General features: G+C 67.7%; 18 protein-coding genes and 1 pseudogene. 6 read left to right on the top strand and 13 right to left on the bottom strand.

Features of this window, described 5'->3' with window-relative positions:
* Window positions 1–210 precede the first annotated feature (210 nt).
* On the top strand, window positions 211–513 hold the full coding sequence (locus ACIQFU_RS03315) for a WXG100 family type VII secretion target (RefSeq protein WP_030401685.1): 303 nt from the start codon (window positions 211–213) through the stop codon (window positions 511–513).
* Window positions 514–1,057: 544 nt separating this feature from the next.
* On the opposite strand, the gene ACIQFU_RS03320 is transcribed toward ACIQFU_RS03315, so the two are convergent.
* From ACIQFU_RS03320 to ACIQFU_RS03350, 7 genes are all read right to left on the bottom strand, one after another.
* On the bottom strand, window positions 1,058–1,675 hold the full coding sequence (locus tag ACIQFU_RS03320; protein ID WP_402548626.1) for a hypothetical protein: 618 nt from the start codon (window positions 1,673–1,675) through the stop codon (window positions 1,058–1,060).
* Window positions 1,672–2,343: a hypothetical protein gene (locus tag ACIQFU_RS03325; RefSeq protein ID WP_402548628.1), complete on the bottom strand. Its 672-nt coding sequence runs from the start codon at window positions 2,341–2,343 to the stop codon at window positions 1,672–1,674. The genes ACIQFU_RS03320 and ACIQFU_RS03325 overlap by 4 nt, the downstream gene beginning before the upstream one ends.
* Window positions 2,333–2,743, bottom strand: coding sequence for a hypothetical protein (locus ACIQFU_RS03330; protein ID WP_402548629.1), 411 nt, complete (start codon window positions 2,741–2,743; stop codon window positions 2,333–2,335). The genes ACIQFU_RS03325 and ACIQFU_RS03330 overlap by 11 nt, the downstream gene beginning before the upstream one ends.
* Before the next feature lie 13 nt (window positions 2,744–2,756).
* Window positions 2,757–4,007 (bottom strand): hypothetical protein, encoded by a 1,251-nt coding sequence (locus ACIQFU_RS03335; protein WP_402548631.1) that lies wholly within the window; start codon window positions 4,005–4,007, stop codon window positions 2,757–2,759.
* Window positions 4,008–4,138: 131 nt separating this feature from the next.
* Entirely contained in the window at window positions 4,139–4,429 is a 291-nt protein-coding gene (locus ACIQFU_RS03340; RefSeq protein WP_402548633.1) for a hypothetical protein, read from the bottom strand.
* 283 nt (window positions 4,430–4,712) lie between these two features.
* On the bottom strand, window positions 4,713–5,228 hold the full coding sequence (locus ACIQFU_RS03345) for a hypothetical protein (RefSeq protein WP_402549236.1): 516 nt from the start codon (window positions 5,226–5,228) through the stop codon (window positions 4,713–4,715).
* Window positions 5,229–5,454: 226 nt separating this feature from the next.
* Window positions 5,455–6,234, bottom strand: coding sequence for a hypothetical protein (locus ACIQFU_RS03350; RefSeq protein WP_402548634.1), 780 nt, complete (start codon window positions 6,232–6,234; stop codon window positions 5,455–5,457).
* Window positions 6,235–6,627: 393 nt separating this feature from the next.
* Here ACIQFU_RS03350 and ACIQFU_RS03355 point away from each other — a divergent pair, with 393 nt between their 5' ends.
* Window positions 6,628–6,906, top strand: coding sequence for a hypothetical protein (locus ACIQFU_RS03355; protein ID WP_402548635.1), 279 nt, complete (start codon window positions 6,628–6,630; stop codon window positions 6,904–6,906).
* Here the strand turns inward: ACIQFU_RS03355 and ACIQFU_RS03360 are convergent.
* The 3 genes from ACIQFU_RS03360 to ACIQFU_RS03370 form a co-directional block, all read right to left on the bottom strand.
* Complete coding sequence (locus ACIQFU_RS03360) at window positions 6,888–7,553, bottom strand: hypothetical protein (protein ID WP_402548637.1); 666 nt, start codon at window positions 7,551–7,553, stop codon at window positions 6,888–6,890. The genes ACIQFU_RS03355 and ACIQFU_RS03360 overlap by 19 nt on opposite strands.
* A gap of 64 nt (window positions 7,554–7,617) precedes the next feature.
* On the bottom strand, window positions 7,618–8,355 hold the full coding sequence (locus tag ACIQFU_RS03365; RefSeq protein WP_402548639.1) for a hypothetical protein: 738 nt from the start codon (window positions 8,353–8,355) through the stop codon (window positions 7,618–7,620).
* Window positions 8,352–9,701, bottom strand: a complete 1,350-nt coding sequence (locus ACIQFU_RS03370) for a putative T7SS-secreted protein (protein WP_402548641.1) — start codon at window positions 9,699–9,701, stop codon at window positions 8,352–8,354. Before ACIQFU_RS03370 ends, ACIQFU_RS03365 begins: the two co-directional genes overlap by 4 nt.
* A 104-nt stretch (window positions 9,702–9,805) precedes the next feature.
* Here ACIQFU_RS03370 and ACIQFU_RS03375 point away from each other — a divergent pair, with 104 nt between their 5' ends.
* Window positions 9,806–10,402, top strand: coding sequence for a hypothetical protein (locus tag ACIQFU_RS03375; RefSeq protein ID WP_402548642.1), 597 nt, complete (start codon window positions 9,806–9,808; stop codon window positions 10,400–10,402).
* Window positions 10,403–10,406: 4 nt separating this feature from the next.
* Here ACIQFU_RS03375 and ACIQFU_RS03380 read toward each other — a convergent pair whose 3' ends face one another.
* The 3 genes and pseudogenes from ACIQFU_RS03380 to ACIQFU_RS03390 form a co-directional block, all read right to left on the bottom strand.
* A complete protein-coding gene (locus ACIQFU_RS03380) occupies window positions 10,407–10,712 on the bottom strand; it encodes a hypothetical protein (RefSeq protein ID WP_402548643.1) in 306 nt (101 codons plus the stop codon).
* A gap of 22 nt (window positions 10,713–10,734) precedes the next feature.
* Window positions 10,735–10,941 (bottom strand): annotated as a pseudogene (locus tag ACIQFU_RS03385) (hypothetical protein); the annotation flags it as partial.
* Window positions 10,942–11,021: 80 nt separating this feature from the next.
* Entirely contained in the window at window positions 11,022–11,885 is an 864-nt protein-coding gene (locus ACIQFU_RS03390; protein ID WP_402548644.1) for a hypothetical protein, read from the bottom strand.
* A 533-nt stretch (window positions 11,886–12,418) separates the two neighbouring features.
* Here ACIQFU_RS03390 and ACIQFU_RS03395 point away from each other — a divergent pair.
* Genes ACIQFU_RS03395 through ACIQFU_RS03405 form a run of 3 tightly spaced genes read left to right on the top strand, consistent with a single transcriptional unit; the run spans window position 12,419 to window position 15,363 of the window.
* Complete coding sequence (locus ACIQFU_RS03395) at window positions 12,419–13,138, top strand: hypothetical protein (RefSeq protein ID WP_402548646.1); 720 nt, start codon at window positions 12,419–12,421, stop codon at window positions 13,136–13,138.
* Between the two features lie 18 nt (window positions 13,139–13,156).
* Window positions 13,157–14,059, top strand: a complete 903-nt coding sequence (locus ACIQFU_RS03400) for a hypothetical protein (protein ID WP_402548647.1) — start codon at window positions 13,157–13,159, stop codon at window positions 14,057–14,059.
* Window positions 14,056–15,363 carry a CpaF family protein gene (locus tag ACIQFU_RS03405; RefSeq protein WP_402548648.1) on the top strand — a complete coding sequence of 436 codons (1,308 nt, stop codon included), beginning with the start codon at window positions 14,056–14,058 and terminating at the stop codon, window positions 15,361–15,363. Before ACIQFU_RS03400 ends, ACIQFU_RS03405 begins: the two co-directional genes overlap by 4 nt.
* Window positions 15,364–15,407 lie beyond the last annotated feature (44 nt).

Here is a 15,407-nt window from a genome sequence, read left to right on the forward strand (position 1 = left end):
TGTCGCGGTCCGGCAACAGGGCGGTGACCGGACGTTCCCGTTGGCAACGCAGGGATGTGACACCAGTGGCCCCGGCCGTAAGCTGCTGCCTCAAGAGCGGACGATCACACCGGTCGTGACACACGACCGGCCCGACCGGTGCGCCGGTTCGGTCCGCAAACGAGGAGCCACGGGGGTTGGCCCTGCGGCATTGTGAGAGGAAGCGGCTTCATGCCCAAAGATCTTGACATCACATATCAGGACATGCGGGATGCCGCCAAGCATGTCGTGAAGGAGAAGGAAAAGCTCCAGGAGAAGCTCGACGGCCTCCGCAAGTACATCGCGAACCTGGTCGAGTCGGGCTACGTCACGAAGTCCTCCTCCAAGGCCTTCGACGACAACTTCGACGAGTTCACCCGCGGTGCCAAGGACACCCTCGACGGCCTCGACGGCATGGGCGACTACCTGACCACGGCCGCCGACAAGTTCGAGCAGATCGACGACGAACTGGCGAAGCAGGCGCGGAGCAAGTAGCGCCCCACGCCCGTCCGGTGTGCGCGGCTTCACGGGCGTGTGCCGGGCGGGCGGTCACCGGGTGAGTCCTCGGCCGTCCGGAGAAGGCCGTGCTCCCGGCCCCGTGCTCCTGGCGATGCTCCCGGCCACCACGGGTAGTTCGCTGAGGTTCTGGCCGACGGGGGCGTCGATTTGAACAAGCTCTTCCGCAGGCGCAGGTCTCCGACGGACAGGTCCTCCGAGCGATGGCCGTCCATGTCCACCTCTCGCTCGATGCGGTAGCAACCGCGGCCGTTCCCCGACGACCAGCGGAGGTGTGGCGCCAGGGCCGTGTCCGGCCGGGAAGGCCTCGCAGGCCTCACGAAGTGCGGGCGTCGGAGAACCCGGTGGCACGATGGAGGCCGATCGGCGAGTTGGCGCATGGGGGACCCACGCCACAGGGAGGTCCTGACTTCGGCTGGGGAGTGCGGGCCACGATGAGCGCTCCCCTACGGCCAGCCCCGAGATCTCGACGCGGCCGACACCGCTCCGACGCCGGTGGACCGAGATTCCCACGCGGCGTTTCTCAAGGTACGAAGATGGCCAAGGAACGGGCCAATTCCTCCACATCGTCAGCTGCGTTGAGGATGCGAGCGACGTCTTCGGTCCCTGTCCAAATGACGATATCTGCACCGTGCTCTTCCACCTGCCATGCATATCGGACACATGCGGCGAGGTGTGGGGAATCTTCCTGTACAACGTACCGGAATGTTGTTGTGCCCGCTCCTAGACAAGGAGAGATGAAGGATTTCACAACAGGTGGTTCGACGGCTGTGGTGTCGTCGGCCTCAGTGAGCGTTCGCAGAGTGGCCTCGCGTGGATCACGGGCTGGCCCAATGGCCGCGCACACGGGAAGTGGGATATCTGTTGGGTGGTCGAGATGCAGGAACAGCCAGTGCTCCGAGCCCGGAGGGCACAATGCCTCGGCGTAGCGCGCCAGCGTTTCCCCCACGAAAGGAATCCCACCAGGACCGGGAGTCAGCTGCCTGTCCGCCCACAGGTCCTCGGCGCGTTCCAGACACCAGCCATGGATGTCCTCCCACTCTTCGAAAGGGGCGGATATCCCCGCTCGCGGAGGAATAATAACCCACGCGTAGGCGTCGACATACTCGATGTCGATGATCGGCCAGAATGTTTCGCTCACGCATACCTCCAGCGAAAGGTAGCCATGACCGCGTCGAACCATTCCACGAGAGCCTCCGCCAGTTCGTCCCTCGGGTCGCCCCCGCCGACTGTAGAGAACGCTGCAACAAACCATCGGTCAGGATCTCCCGGCACGGAGACCATGTATTCGACGCGACGAGACCCTGCTGCTGCTCCTCGGTCAGGTGCTGCGGCGGCAACGTGTTCACGTCGGACAGCCAGGGCGCCGTCGACCTCGCCGGAGCTGAGGTCGCCGCCCTCCACACCGTTGTTGGTCAGTAGCTGAACGGCTGTCTCGCCGGGGGGCGTCCGAGGCCCGTGAGGGTTACGCACGGGCAACATGGTCTCGGTGACGAGGATCGAAGCGCCCAGGTTGAACTCCTCATCTCCCACAGGTTTTACGGGAAGGTAGAGGTCGAGAGCACTGCGTTCCTGGGCTCCGGCGACCGCTGCGCGGAATCGGCGAGTCAGCTCGCGCTTGTAGGGGCCGATCTTGTCTGGAGGAGCATCCGCGGGGATGCGTGCGTATGCCTCCTGCAGAATTGCCTCGACGGCTTCCTCCGTGCCCTGGCGCAGAGGGATCTGCGCCCACTGGGAAGGGAGGAGTAGGCGGTATCCCGTGGCCGGCGCACCTGCCCGGCCTGCAGCCGCACTCTGCTCAGCTGTCATGGACGGGCTCCTTCCGGTTGAGGAGGTGTATGGCCACAAGGCCGACGAGCCCGGCAAGGACGGACGCCCACAGGACTGCCTTGCCCTGGAGTGCCGCGAACGCCAGGCCGTACACGAGGTAGAAGGTGAGCGCGATGCGCAAGATGGTGAGCTCGCCGGACAGCGCGGACCAGTCGACCGGTCGACGCGCCAGCAGGACGAGCAGCGTAGGGGTCGCGGACGCCAGGGCCCAGTCCCACGTCGGCATCGGCAGCCACTGTTCCCCGAACATCTCCTCGGAGAAGGGCGTGGAGAGGAGACGGAAGACTGCCAGGATGAAGACGATCTTTACCCCTGCGACGCCGTACGGCAACCAGGGGACTGCGTGGCCCGTGCCTTCGGTATCACGGGTTGCGGTCATCGTTCGGTCTCCTTCACCACTGTGAGCCGACAGGTGCGGTCATGCGGTCTTTCATCCGGCTGTATCCGTCGTTCGTAACTGCATCCGCGCTCTTGTCCGCGGCGTCGAGCCCCGTGGAAGCAGCCCACGCCCCCTGGACCGCATCCTTGTGGCGCTGCGCCTGACTGGCGTTTGAGGCGAGCGTAGGGTTGTCGGGGTAGGCGTCCCGCCACTTGTTGATGTCCTTCATCTGTTTGGCCAGGGCCTTGTCTCCAATGGCGCCGGCCTTCTCCGCCGCTGTGATCTGTGGCATCTCGGCGTCGCGGACCTCGTTGGACGCACGCTTGCCTGCCGTCCGATTCTCACCTTCCATGCGAAGCCGCTTCGCCCTGGCGCGCTCGCGATTTTTCCGGGAAGTGCCGCCCCGCTTGCGCTCGGCCCGCACGGCTGTCTTACGAGCACCCGCGTTCGCCCGCCCGGCCTGAGACTTCGCCTGTCCCTCGGCCAGGCCGGCAGCGGTCTTGCGAGAGCTCTTCTGGAGAGCCTTTACGGCTTTTGCTGCCTTCATCCCTGTGCGTGCAAGTTTTAGTGCGCCGAGATCCATGACCACATCGAACCATGAGCCGTTTCCGGTTATGTCCTGCGTGATGTGGATCGCGGCAACGGCAACCGTTAGAGCCAAGGCGATGACGCCTACGGCCGGGAAGAACATGGCCACGACCCCGACGGCGGTCGCTGCCCAACTGGCCCAGTCCGCGATGTCGCCGAGCCAGTCGGCGTCGGCGACCCATCCCTTGAAGTCGTTCCACCAACTGTCCTTCATGTCGTCGTCAATAGACGACCGGATCTTTCCGGCGTAGTGGTTGGCTCGCTCCTGGTAATCGCCCTCGGTTGTATTGAGGCGCCGACGTGCGTCCGCCAGGTCTTCCTTGGCCCGCTTCAGGGCCGGATCCTCGTCGGCCGACGCGTCAGCGTCATCATTCTTTTTGTCGCCAGTGGGCTTTTTACCGCCCTTGCCCGACTGGCTGTCGATGATCCGCTGAGCGTCCTGAGCGTCCTCGAGTGCTTTGTCGGCAGCCTTCTGGAACTCCTCCAATTCGTCTGCCCAACCGGAGAGGTGCCCCTTGACCTCGCGGTACCGGTCTTCCGCCAGGTCGAGTTTGCGGCCCAAACCGCGAGCGTTTTCTGCCAGCTCGTCGGCGTACTTCCCTTTGAGGTTGTCGGCATCTGCCATGGCAGTAAGTGACTTCGCCTGTGTCCGCAAGTATTCGGCGATCTTTTTCATGTGCGTAACTTGGCCGCGGACGCCTACCGGATCGCCGGGTACAGGGTCGCTCTCGCGGAGTGGCTGCCAGTCCCTGGGCCTCACCGTTTCTCCCCCTGGATCATTAACGTGGTACGTGTACTGGTATATAGCTACTTGTGCTTCTTCTTGCCGGACTTGGCCAACTCGTCGTCGAGACCCTTGAAGGCGTCGCGTGTTCCTTCCACCATCTTTCCGACTTCCTCCAGCGATTCAACCAAGCGTTTTCGATTGTCGTCCCAGTTGTCGATGAAGTCCGTCATGGCGCTCCTGAGTTCGGAGGCTCCCACCACTGATGTGATGTCATCTTTCCAATCGTCGAGGTCTTTGAACTCCCTGCGAATTGCATTCAGTTGCTTCGAGGAGGTTTTCAATAGTTCGAAGTCGACAGTCAAGTCCGACATGATCGTTAGTCCCGTCTGTCATGGTCACGAAATGCGTTGCAGTCGATAGCTTGCGAGGACGACTATCAGGTCCGCGGCGCCCATACAGGTTCCTTTCCCCGTGGTTGATCTGGCTGCGTCGTGTGTCGTGCGACGTGAGAAAAGATTCGGTCAAGGCGACTAACGCTAGTGGTCGGGTTATCAGGTTCGCCAGAGTGAACTTTCCAAGAACCAGGACATGTGCGGATGTAAGGTTCGCTCGGTGGGGTGGTTGTGCCCTGTTCGTGTTGCGTACGGCAAGGACTCAGGAGACCGTGCGGAGCCTTCGCATCAGGTGCTTGTGGACCTCGCTGCGTGCTTCGTCCGTGATGACGGTCAGCCATGACCCGTCGGAGAACACGATGCGGAGCCTGTCACTGGGGTGGACGCCGAGGAGTGGGTCCTCAACGCGGGCCTGTGATGCCGGAATGCGGGCGACGACCACCATCCGCTCCGTCTGCCGGACCGACACCCGCTTTGGAGGAGCGGCCAGCGTGATGCCGTCCGGCGTCAGTACGAGCAGGCGCGTGGGGTGCGACGAGTGCCCGTACCAGCGCAGCAGCAACTGTCCGGCCGCCGCCGTCCAGTCCCCGTCGAAGAGCTTGTCCAGCGCATGGGCCCCAACGGCCTCCTTCCGCTCCTCGTCGTCCCGGGCACGAGCACGAGTCCTGGCGCGCTCCTCGGAGCTCAGGAGCCACTCCGCGGCCTCCTCCAGGAAAGCGAGCAAGGCCAGAAGCGCCCCGAGGGGCCAGAGGATCACTGTCAGTGCCACGCCCAGCATGCCGAGCGGGCGGATGTACGCAGGGCGTAGCGGCGCTCCGTCCGGGGCACTCCGTATTTCAGCGGGCGGGTCCGGGATCTTGTCGATTCGGCACCAGGTGGCACAGTCGGCCTCGAGGCCGAGTCGCGTCTTGGCGGTCTTCGAGAGGCCTGTGGATCTCATCGGTGACTGACCGCCCGCGTTCCCAGGAGGGCGAGCGCGGCGGCAGCGGACATGGAGCGGCGCATCAATGTGAGCTCCCTGTGGGACAGAAGGCGGGCCAGGTCCTCTCCTCCGAGATTCTCGCCCGGGCTTCGCGCAGCGCCCACGTGTAGTGCCGCAGCCCCTTGCCCACGCCCCAGAGACCGAGAGCGGCGATCGCGGCGCCCGCCCCTGCCACGGCCACCTGGGCGTAGGCAACGCCGTTCTCCTGGCCGAGGTCCCCCGTCAGGGCGACCAGGGCCAGGACGATCCCGGCCATGAGCGGCGCGACGGGCACCGTCATCCACAGGAGTGACTTGCCGGACAGGAACACCAGGTACCGGCGTCCGTCCACCGGGACGGTGTGCTTCCAGGGCTGCCCCGCGCGCATCAGGTCCCATGTCGTGGCGAGTGACTGCGGGATGGCCCCGGGAGGCAGCGCGCGGGCCGGGGGGAGTCGGTCGAGCGCCGTCCACGCTTCCAGCAGCCGTTGCGTGGAGCGACCCCGCCGGGCCACGCGCCCGAACGCCACGGCGGCCGTTGCCGCTGCCAGGAGCGAGACGATCGCGAGCGCGGCGGCCACGAACAGGTCCGCTTCTCCGGGATCGTCCAGGTCGAGGTACCCGCCGAGCCCCACCCACGCGAGGCACCAGCCGCCCGCAACCACCGCCGTGGCCGGCCAGGTCCACAGCATGTTCCGCAGCGCCATACTGCGCGGGGCCAGGACCTCCAACGCGGCGGCCCGGGCGGTCAGGAGCGCGGCACGGTCGTACCAGCTCAGTGCTCGCGGGTCCGGGGGCAGGCCCGGCCAGGTTTCGGGGTTCACGACGACTCACGGTCCTCGGTCGGTTCCGGCGCCGACGGTCGGCGGTCGGCAATGACGGCCGGCCGTCGTACGGCCCGTCGAAGGGGTCGGGGTCGGCGTACGGACAGGGCTGGTCCAGGTGGTTTGACCGGCAGTGCACAGGCGATGAGTGCGAGGACGAAGCCCGTCCTGATCATCGCGGCGTGTGACAGCTCTTGCCCGGATTCCGAGAGCTTCTTGCTCAGGGAGCGCGCCGCGGAAGAGGTGTTGGGGTTCATGAGTGTTTCGCCGGACTCATGCCACCGGCCTCCGCTTCACCTGGTTCCTGAACACGACCGGGCCGCACCCCCTCCGTGTCGGGTACGGCTCCGTGTACGCTACCCCGCCCCGTGCGAGCCGAAGGAGGAGGCGGTCATGGACGAACGGCGTCTCCTGAACGAGCTGATGAAGGCGGTCGGGGAGGAAGCGGAAGAGTTCTCGGTCAGACCGCGTTTTCCCGGGTTGAACAATCCCCTTTTTCTCTTCCTGCACATGCCCGATGCTCATGAGCGGGCCGACGCAGACAGGACTCCACTGCCGGGAATGCTCCCGGGACTCGGTCTCACGCCGGTTCCGGAAGCGTGGCCCCAGGTGGAAATTCTCTGCTCACGGATGGTCGTCGACGCGAGCGGTCGTCAGTCGGACTCGTCGTGACCCGGCTCCGTCGGGCGAGGCACCTCGCGCGGCTTTCCGTGGTGCTGGGCGAGTGAGGGGTCCGGGGGCCAGTCGACCCTGGAGTCCCGGAGTACGCGGCTGTATTGCGCGTATCGGTGCCGTGCGATGACGAGGCCCGTCAGCCACAGGGCGGCGAAGAACAGCCAGACGGCGCCGCACACGAGCAGCGAGGGGGTGCTGAAGCCGGTCTGGGAGAGGGGGATGAGCATGGCCACCAGGAGGACCAGCAGGGCGGTCAGTCCTCGCCGCCGGTGGGTGCGGCTGTAGTCGACCATGATGCGGGCGTGCAGGAGATCGACGTCGTGCCGCACCTCGGGCAGCGGCCGCAGGCGGCTGCCCCCGGGGCGCATGCCGGGCAGCGGCCCGCTGTCCGGCGCGGCGGTGTGGTGCTGTGCGTTCCACGCCGCCCGCTCCGGCGCGTCCGGCAGCCGGCGGAAGGCGAAGTACGGGTTCGGACTCCCCTCGGGGGAGAGCGGGGACAGCCCGTCGTACCGGTATCCGTACTGCTCGGCGACGTAGGCGAAGGCGGCGAATCTGCGCCACGAGAGCTGAAGGTTGCGGGCGTCATGCTGCTCCAGGCCCTGCGAGCCGTCCCTCAGCAATGCTGCGAGCTGTGGCTTCAGCACATCGGCCGCCTCGGGCGCGGGCCTCGCGTGCTGATGGGACGGCGGCATCGGGGTGGTCGTGTGCTCATCCCGCGTCCTCGGACGGCTCGCCGAATCCGAGTGTGCGGCCTATGTGCGCCAGACGTGCGCTGTAGGAGTCCAGCAGGAAGACGGACGGCGTGGAGATGGTGACGTACACGCAGTAGCTGTGGGGTGCGGGGACGATCAACTGCAGAGCCGCCATGGGAAGCGGAGGTACGGCGATCCCGGCCTCGATGGGAGGCAGCCCAAGTGTGCGCAGGGACGTCGACATCACGCCCGGCCCGCACGGAAGCTTCGTGGCGAGCACCATGTCCTGCGGACCCTGCAGCCCTTCTCCCAGCGGGAAGCTGATCTCTTCCAGGCGGTCCTCGGCGACGTTGCGGAAGAACTTCTTGGCGGTCGCCTGGTAGATGCCCTCAGCGGTGAAGAGGCGCTGGACGGGACTGTGCTCGCTCGGGCGGACGGTAACGGCGAGCAGGCCCATGGACAGGCGCTCACCGCCGTCCACCTCCTCGGTGCCGACGCACATGGCGGTGAGGAGCACGTTCTCCCTGGCGCTCAGCAGGGGCAGCTGGCGGCGAAGTCCCTCGCTGGCGGCGTCCTGTGCCTCCGTGTCCGCTCCCGGCAGCAGTTCCGCCATGGCCTCGCGCCAGCCGTCGGATTCCGTCGGTTCCGGAAGCCTGACGAACTCGTCGGGCACGTCGTGGTGGAAGGCGTAGTGGAAGGGAGCGGTTGTGCTGCGTCCGACGTCTTCGGTCGGGCCGTGGGAGATCGCGCTCATGCGGCCGTACCCAGCTGCGAGGGGTCGAGGTGCTTGGTGAAGGTGCCGCCCGACGAGCTGAGGGCGGTCTGCGTGTCGAAGGTGGGGGACGTCGGCCCGGGTGCCATGACCTCGCGGTCGTCGGTGGGACCGAAGTAGTCCGTGAACGGTCCGACGACCGGAATGTCACCGATCTTGAATTCGCCGTCCGTCCACCGCCCCTGGTCCCACGTGCCGTTGTGCATGTTGGAACCGATCGCCAGCGCGGCACCGGTCCAGGTCGCCGCCTTGTCGACGGCGGTACCGGCGGCGACGAACGACCAGCCCTTGCCGGCCATGCCCAGTCCCCGCGCGGAGTTGGCGACACCGCTGGGCAGTCCGCGCAGGCCGTTGAGGATGTTGCCGAACCGTACGTTGCCCAGTGCCTTCATGAAGCCGGAGGACAGCCGCAGTTCCCGGCCGGCGTTGACCAGGGCACGACCGGACTGCGCGAGCCGGGCGCCGGCCAGGCTGAGACCGCCGGCGAACACACCGACGGCGTCCCAGGCGATGGTCTCCCAGGTCACGTCGGCCCCGCCGGCTTTGGCGGCCAGGTGGAAGGCGAGCGCGAGCCCCGCGATGACGAACGCGGCCATCCCCAGGCCGGAGAAGAAGAGCGCCAGGACGCCGACAACCATGGCGATGTCCGCCAGGATGTCGCCGATCAGCTTCCAGAAGTTCGGGTCCGTGATGGTGTCCCAGGCGTCCGAGAGCAGGTCACCCACCGCGTCCAGCGCCTCCTCGAACCAGCCCGGCTCGGGGGGTGCGTCGTCGGCGGCGCCCTTGACCCGGCGCGTGATGTCCGCCGCGGCCTGCCCGTGCTCGTTCTGGAGCGTGTGCGCCCGGCTGCGGATCGCGGACAGTTCGCCGGTGGCGGTCTCCAGGGACTTCTTCTTCTCCTTGGACTCCTTCTCGTGCTGCTTCACGTCGTCGTCCGACAGCCCCGCGGTAGAAGTAGGCAGCAAATCCACCGCGCTCTGGGCGGAGTTGACCTTGCGAGCCGCTTCCGCCGCCTCTTCCTCCAGCTTCCGCGCCCTGGACTGGAATCCGTCCAGCTGTGTTTCCCAGCTGCTCAGAGCCCGGTGAGCGGTGTCCAGTGATCCCAGGGCCTTCTTCAGATACGGGGGAACGGGAGAGTAGGTGTCCTGGAACGCCGTGGCGGCCTTGCCCGCCCAAATTCCGTCCGCGGTTCCCATCTTGCTCAGCTCCGTCTGGGCCGTGTCACTACCGCTGGTGACACGGCCCACCGCCTTCGCCAGATCCCGGACGGCCTCAAGATCGCCGGGCGCTGGATCGAACCCCAGATTCGGGTACTTTTCGGAACTCATCGGACTTCTCCCCGTGCTTTTGTGCTGGCTGAGCCGGTAAGTTACCAGCGGCGCCCGTGTGTCACGATGGGGCCGCCCCCGTACGAGCCGAGGAGGAGGCGGTCATGGATGAACGGCATCTCCTGAACGAGCTGATGAAAGCTGTCACGGAGGAGGCGCGCGAGTTCACGGTCAGACCGCATTTCCCCGGCCTGAAGAAGTTCGCGGCCTTCGCGTACGTCGCCGAGAGTTTCGGGTATCGCTACGTCGGACACGCTCCCGGTAACGCGGCCCTGAACAATCCGTTCTTCCTGTTCGTCCGCATGCCTGACGCTCGGGAGCGGGCCGCTGCGCTCCAGGCCGCCCAGCAGCAGGCTGCGGGCAGGAGGCCGCTGCCGGGCATGCGGCCGGGGCTCGGTCTCACTCCGGTCCCAGAAGCGCGGCCCCAAGTGGAACTGCTCTACTCGCAGATGGTGGTTGACGCGAGTGGCCGGTACAACCCGCGCGTTCTGAGCAACATCCTCATTCTGCCGGTCGTCATGGCGATCTTCCTCATCTTCCCTGGCTACACGGTGAAGAACGTCCTCATCGCGGCGGGGATCTGGCTCGCGTTCTTCGTCCTTTATCTCGTCGGTCTCGGTGTGGCACGGCAGCGGAGGCGTACGCATTTCAACCGGCTGTCCGCGGCAGGCGTGGAGTGGCCGCCGCGAATCGAGGCGTGAGCAGTCACTTCTTCGCCTTTGCCGCTGACTTCTTCAGCTCGTCGTAGAGCGCCTGGTCCATCTTGAGGAACTCATCGGACGCCTTGTTGGCGAACTTGGAGACACCCTTCGTCAGCTTGGACAGCTGCCCGAAGCCGTAGTCCCAGGAATCGGCGAAGTCGTCGCAGGCCGACTGGAGTTCGGAGTGGCCGACCTGGCTGGAGTCGGCCCGCTTCATTTCCTGCGATGCCTCTTTCATACGGCTTCCGCTGTTCTCGAGAGTCTTCGCCATCTCCTTGACATCGTCGGAGAAGAACTTGAGGAAGGACATGTGCGCCTGCTCTGTGTGGTGGTCAGCGGTTGACGGACTGGATCTCCTGGGCGGTGACGGCCTGTGCGTTCTCGAAGGTGCCGTCTCCGGATGAGCGGAGGTACATGATGCCGCAGGGCGGGGTCCGGTCGGCCCTGCCCTTGGCGTAGGGCTCGCCGATGGACGCCGTGGCCCGGGCCTCGTGGAAGTCGGCGTTGTCGAGCCAGGCCCAGGTCGGCAGGTTGATCTTGGCGGGCATCTCCATCTTGAAGTCCTTGGCACCGAGGTAGGGGGCGTACCAGCAGGGTGGCGGAGACCGGTTGGGCGGGGTCAGTCGCCGTCGACCAGTGCGCGCAGTTGTGGGGACAGCTCCGGTACGTGGGCGCCCGTCGCCTGGGCCTGCTCCAGTGCCTTGACGTACCGCAGGGCCTGCTCCCGCAGCTCCTCCTTCTCGCGGCCCTGGCGACGGCCCGCCAGCCAGATGGACAGGGCCGCGGGAACGAGGAGGAGGGCCGCGTATCCGACCGGGGAGCCCGCCGTCGCGGCCCAGGTCGCGCCGCCGGCGCCGGCGAGGACGAGGAGGCAGCCCGCCTCGTCGTGCCAGCCGCCCGCGTCCGCCATGCGCTCGTAGTGCGCGACGGCCGGGGGCTTCGGAGGTACGGGTGGTACGGATGCGGGGGCGGAGGGTGATGGTGCCGCGTTCGTCTCGGGTGTGGTTTCCGGTGCCGGATCCACCGGTGGGTACGTCGGGACAGGGGCCGCGCCCCTCCCGCCGCCGCTCGTCGTCCGGCCCTCCAGCCACGGCGGTATGTGCGCCAACGGGATGCCGTGGGCGCGCGCGACGCCGAGGACCACGCGGTAGCCGGCCAGGGGGCCGGTGCGCAGGGCGCGCTTCCATTGGGTTCGCGCGTGTACGAGCAGGGCCGCGCCGACGACCGTCAGGCCGCCCGCGGCACCCAGTACGGCGAACTGATGGGCTTCCAGGGCCGGGGAGACCGACAGTCCGAACGGCAGGAACAGGCCCGCCGTCAGCGCCAGCAGGCCCAGCCAGGCCGCCGGTCGGCGTTGCTGTGCCTCCAGGGACTTCCGGCCCTCCGTCAGAAGAGCGGTCACGGCCGCGTCGTCGGTGTAGTCGACGCCGTACCGGACGCCGATGTCCCGCGCGGCCTCCGCCACCCGGGGGTCGGCTCTCAACGCCGCTCCGTTCACCGGAAGTAGACCCATCCCGTATCCCCCGCTCCCGCCGCGTACCCGTCCGGTCACCGGTCCGAGCGAAGATCATGGCACGGGCGGCCGGATCCCTCGTGGGTGAATCGTGCAGGGCCCGTGGGCGCACAGTGACGAATGGCACTGCGGCGACGTCCGGCACTGGCCGGTTTTGATTCGCGCGAGCACAGTGGGAGGGGCTGCCCGGCGAGCGGTGCTCAAGCGGGTTCCACGCGTGCGAAGTTGCAGATGAGTAACGGTGGACGGGGTGAGCGGGCGGGGGGCGGACGTGCCTTGAGGGGCCTATGTGCGGCTGATACGGTGCGATGGCTTGACGCTCGCCTTACTACTGGCTATTCACCCAGGTCGGGCGGGTGCGTCAGGGATTGCCCCGGGACGCCACCGGTCGGGCGGGCGCGGGCGAAGTATCCGAAATTGCAGATGATTCTGCCTACTTGGGCGATCGACGTCCGAGTCGGTACGTGGCAGACAATTCTCTTGGCTGTACGGGGAGCGGTTGCGTGAAGATCCAGGAGCGTACGGGGGCGGGCGCGGGACGTTCCGCGGCTCCGGCTCAGCCGTCGGTCGGCGACCGGCTTCCCAGCCCTCCTCGCGAGCGCAAACCGGCGCTGGCCGCGCTGGCGGTACTGCTGATCCTGCTGGGCGCGCTCGGCGCGACGATGCTCGTGCTGCAGGTCGGTGACCGGGTCGAGGCGATCCAGGTGACCGAGGACGTCAAGCCCGGTGCGTCCATCACCGAGGACAACATCAAGGTCGTCATGGTGAACGACGACTCCGGCGCCAACTTCGTGTCGTGGGACCAGCGCGCGAGCCTGATGAAGCTCCAGGCCAAGTCCACGATCTACAAGGGCACCGTCGTCGTCGGTGAGATGTTCGCCGGCAAGGTGCAGATGCCCGCCGGCAAGGCGTCCGTCGGTCTGGCGCTCAAGGAGGGCCAGTACTACGCCGACATCAAGGGCGGTGACACGGTCGCCGCGTACCGGGTCGGCACGAGTGGCTCCAGTGGCTCCGACGCGTCCGACAAGGACTCCTCGTCCTCCTCCGCCGGCAACGGGTTCATCGCCAACGCCTCGGTGGAGAACGCCAGGGGCGAGGGCGACTCCACCGTGAGCACCGGCAGCAAGTCCATCACCCTCCTCGTCGACGAGGGCGACGCCGCCGCTCTCGCGTCGGCCGCGTCCGCCGGCGAGGTCGCCCTCGTGCGCGTTCCCGCCAAGTAGAAGGCGACCGAAGAAGCCATGGCTCTCATCGCCCTCGCCGCGGACAAGGGTTCCCCCGGCGTCACCACCGCGGCCGTCGCCCTCGCGGCGGTCTGGCCGCGCCGTGTCCTGCTCGCCGAGACCGACCCGGCGGGCGGCGACCTGGTGTACCGGTCCGCCGCCGCGCACGGCGGTCCGCTGAACCCGAACACCGGCATGCTGTCGATCGCCGCTACCGCCCGCCGAGGCCTCGTGCCCGACCAGCTCTGGGACCACGTACAGCCGCTCAGCGGTGGCCTGGAGGTTCTCGTCGGACTCGGCATCTCCGAGCAGGCCGCCGGTCTCGCGGGCCTGTGGCCCACCCTGGGCAGGGCCTTCGCCTCCCTCGCCGACTCCCCGAACGCCCCCGCCGACGTCATCGCCGACTGCGGCCGGGTCAGCGGGGACTCCCCGGCGACCGAGCTGTTCCCGCACGCCTCCCTCGTCCTCCTCCTCTCCCGTACCGAGCCGGAGGCCATCGCCCGGGTCCGGGACCGTGCTGCCGCGCTGTCCAACAAGCTGCACGGCGGAGCGCGCGGCGCCGCGAGCCTCGGCCTGCCGCTGATCGGCGTCGTCCTCGTCGCCGACACCAACAACGCCGCCAAGCTCTCCGGCCAGGTCAACGACATGCTGGTGCACGCCCAGACCGGCGCCCGCGTGGTCGGCACGATCGCCGACGACCCGGCCGGCGCCGACCAGCTGGCCGGGCGCAGGCGCGGGCGGCTGGACAAGTCGCTGCTCATCCGCTCGGCCCGCAAGGTCGCCTCGGACCTGTACCAGCAGTTCGGCGCCGCCTGGTCCGTGCCCACCGCTCCCGGCGCCGCAGGGCCTGCCGGGCCGGCCGGGTTCGCCGGTCCCGCCGGTCCCGCCGGGATGTCCGGTCACGCGGGGGCCGGGCGATGACCGCTGTCGACCACTCGTTGGTCAAGCGGTTCCGGCAGGACGCCGGCGACCGCATCGCCGAGCAGCGCCGCCAGGACCAGGCCGCCGGCGTCACCCCGATGTCCAACGAGGACGAGCGGCACTACGCCCGCGCCGTCATCGCGCAGATACTCGAGGAGTACGCCCGCGCCGAGATCAACGCCGGACGTACGCCGCTGGACGCGGAGACCGAGGAGGCGTACGCGGCGGCCGTGCACGCCGCGCTCTTCGGCGTGGGACGGCTCCAGCCGCTGCTCGACGACCCCGAGGTCGAGAACATCGACATCAACGGCTGCGACCACGTCTTCGTCGGCTACTCCGACGGTCGCGAGGTGCGCGGCGAGCCGGTCGCCGAGACCGACGAGGAGCTCATCGAGCTGATCCAGATCCTCGGCGCCTACTCGGGCCTGTCCTCCCGCCCCTTCGACTCCGCCAACCCGCAGCTGGACCTCAGGCTGCCCGACGGTTCGCGTCTGTCGGCGGTCATGGACGTCGCCCGGCGCCCGGCGCTCTCCATCCGCCGCGCCCGCCTGGGCAAGGTCTTCATCTCCGACCTGGTCGGCAACGGCACCCTCACCCCCGAGCTGGGCCACTTCCTGGCCTGCGCGGTCCGGGCCCGCAAGAACATCATGATCGCGGGTGCCACCAACGCCGGAAAGACGACGCTGCTGCGCGCCCTGGCCAACGAGATCCCGCCGCACGAGCGGCTGATCACGGTCGAGCGGGCACTGGAGCTGGGCCTCGACACCTTCGCCGAACTCCACCCCAACGTCGTTGCGTTCGAGGAACGGCTGCCCAACTCCGAGGGGCAGGGCGCCATCAGCATGGCGGAACTGGTCCGCCGTTCGCTGCGCATGAACCCCTCCCGCGTCATCGTCGGCGAGGTGCTCGGCGACGAGATCGTCACCATGCTCAACGCGATGTCGCAGGGCAACGACGGCTCGCTCTCCACGATCCACGCCAACAGCTCGCACGAGGTCTTCAACCGCATCTCCACGTACGCCCTCCAGGCGACCGAGCGGCTGCCGATCGAGGCCAGCCAGATGCTGGTGGCCGGCGCCGTGAACTTCGTCGTCTTCGTGCAGCGGCGCAACGACTTCCAGAGCGGCGGCCGCCTCCAGCGCACGGTCACCTCGGTCCGCGAGGTCAACGGCGTCGACGGCCGCGTGCTGTCCAGCGAGGTGTTCGCCGAGACCGGCGACGGCCGGGTCGTACCGCACGCCCCCATCGCCTGCCTGGAGGAACTCATCGCCTACGGCTACCGGCCCAACGGAACCTGGGGGTGAGACGGACATGAGCGACCCGAACGGCACGAGCACGCTCGCGGCAC

The sequence above is a fragment of the Streptomyces sp. NPDC093065 genome (genome assembly GCF_044754585.1).
In the GTDB taxonomy this organism is placed as follows: domain Bacteria; phylum Actinomycetota; class Actinomycetes; order Streptomycetales; family Streptomycetaceae; genus Streptomyces.

Coding starts and splice junctions, on each gene's coding strand:
- ACIQFU_RS03315 (WP_030401685.1), top strand. CDS start 211: ATGCCCAAAGATCTTGACATCACATATCAGGACATGCGGGATGCCGCC.
- ACIQFU_RS03325 (WP_402548628.1), bottom strand. CDS start 2,343: ATGACAGCTGAGCAGAGTGCGGCTGCAGGCCGGGCAGGTGCGCCGGCC.
- ACIQFU_RS03330 (WP_402548629.1), bottom strand. CDS start 2,743: ATGACCGCAACCCGTGATACCGAAGGCACGGGCCACGCAGTCCCCTGG.
- ACIQFU_RS03335 (WP_402548631.1), bottom strand. CDS start 4,007: ATGAAAAAGATCGCCGAATACTTGCGGACACAGGCGAAGTCACTTACT.
- ACIQFU_RS03340 (WP_402548633.1), bottom strand. CDS start 4,429: ATGTCGGACTTGACTGTCGACTTCGAACTATTGAAAACCTCCTCGAAG.
- ACIQFU_RS03345 (WP_402549236.1), bottom strand. CDS start 5,228: ATGCTGGGCGTGGCACTGACAGTGATCCTCTGGCCCCTCGGGGCGCTT.
- ACIQFU_RS03355 (WP_402548635.1), top strand. CDS start 6,628: ATGGACGAACGGCGTCTCCTGAACGAGCTGATGAAGGCGGTCGGGGAG.
- ACIQFU_RS03365 (WP_402548639.1), bottom strand. CDS start 8,355: ATGAGCGCGATCTCCCACGGCCCGACCGAAGACGTCGGACGCAGCACA.
- ACIQFU_RS03370 (WP_402548641.1), bottom strand. CDS start 9,701: ATGAGTTCCGAAAAGTACCCGAATCTGGGGTTCGATCCAGCGCCCGGC.
- ACIQFU_RS03375 (WP_402548642.1), top strand. CDS start 9,806: ATGGATGAACGGCATCTCCTGAACGAGCTGATGAAAGCTGTCACGGAG.
- ACIQFU_RS03380 (WP_402548643.1), bottom strand. CDS start 10,712: ATGTCCTTCCTCAAGTTCTTCTCCGACGATGTCAAGGAGATGGCGAAG.
- ACIQFU_RS03400 (WP_402548647.1), top strand. CDS start 13,157: ATGGCTCTCATCGCCCTCGCCGCGGACAAGGGTTCCCCCGGCGTCACC.
- ACIQFU_RS03405 (WP_402548648.1), top strand. CDS start 14,056: ATGACCGCTGTCGACCACTCGTTGGTCAAGCGGTTCCGGCAGGACGCC.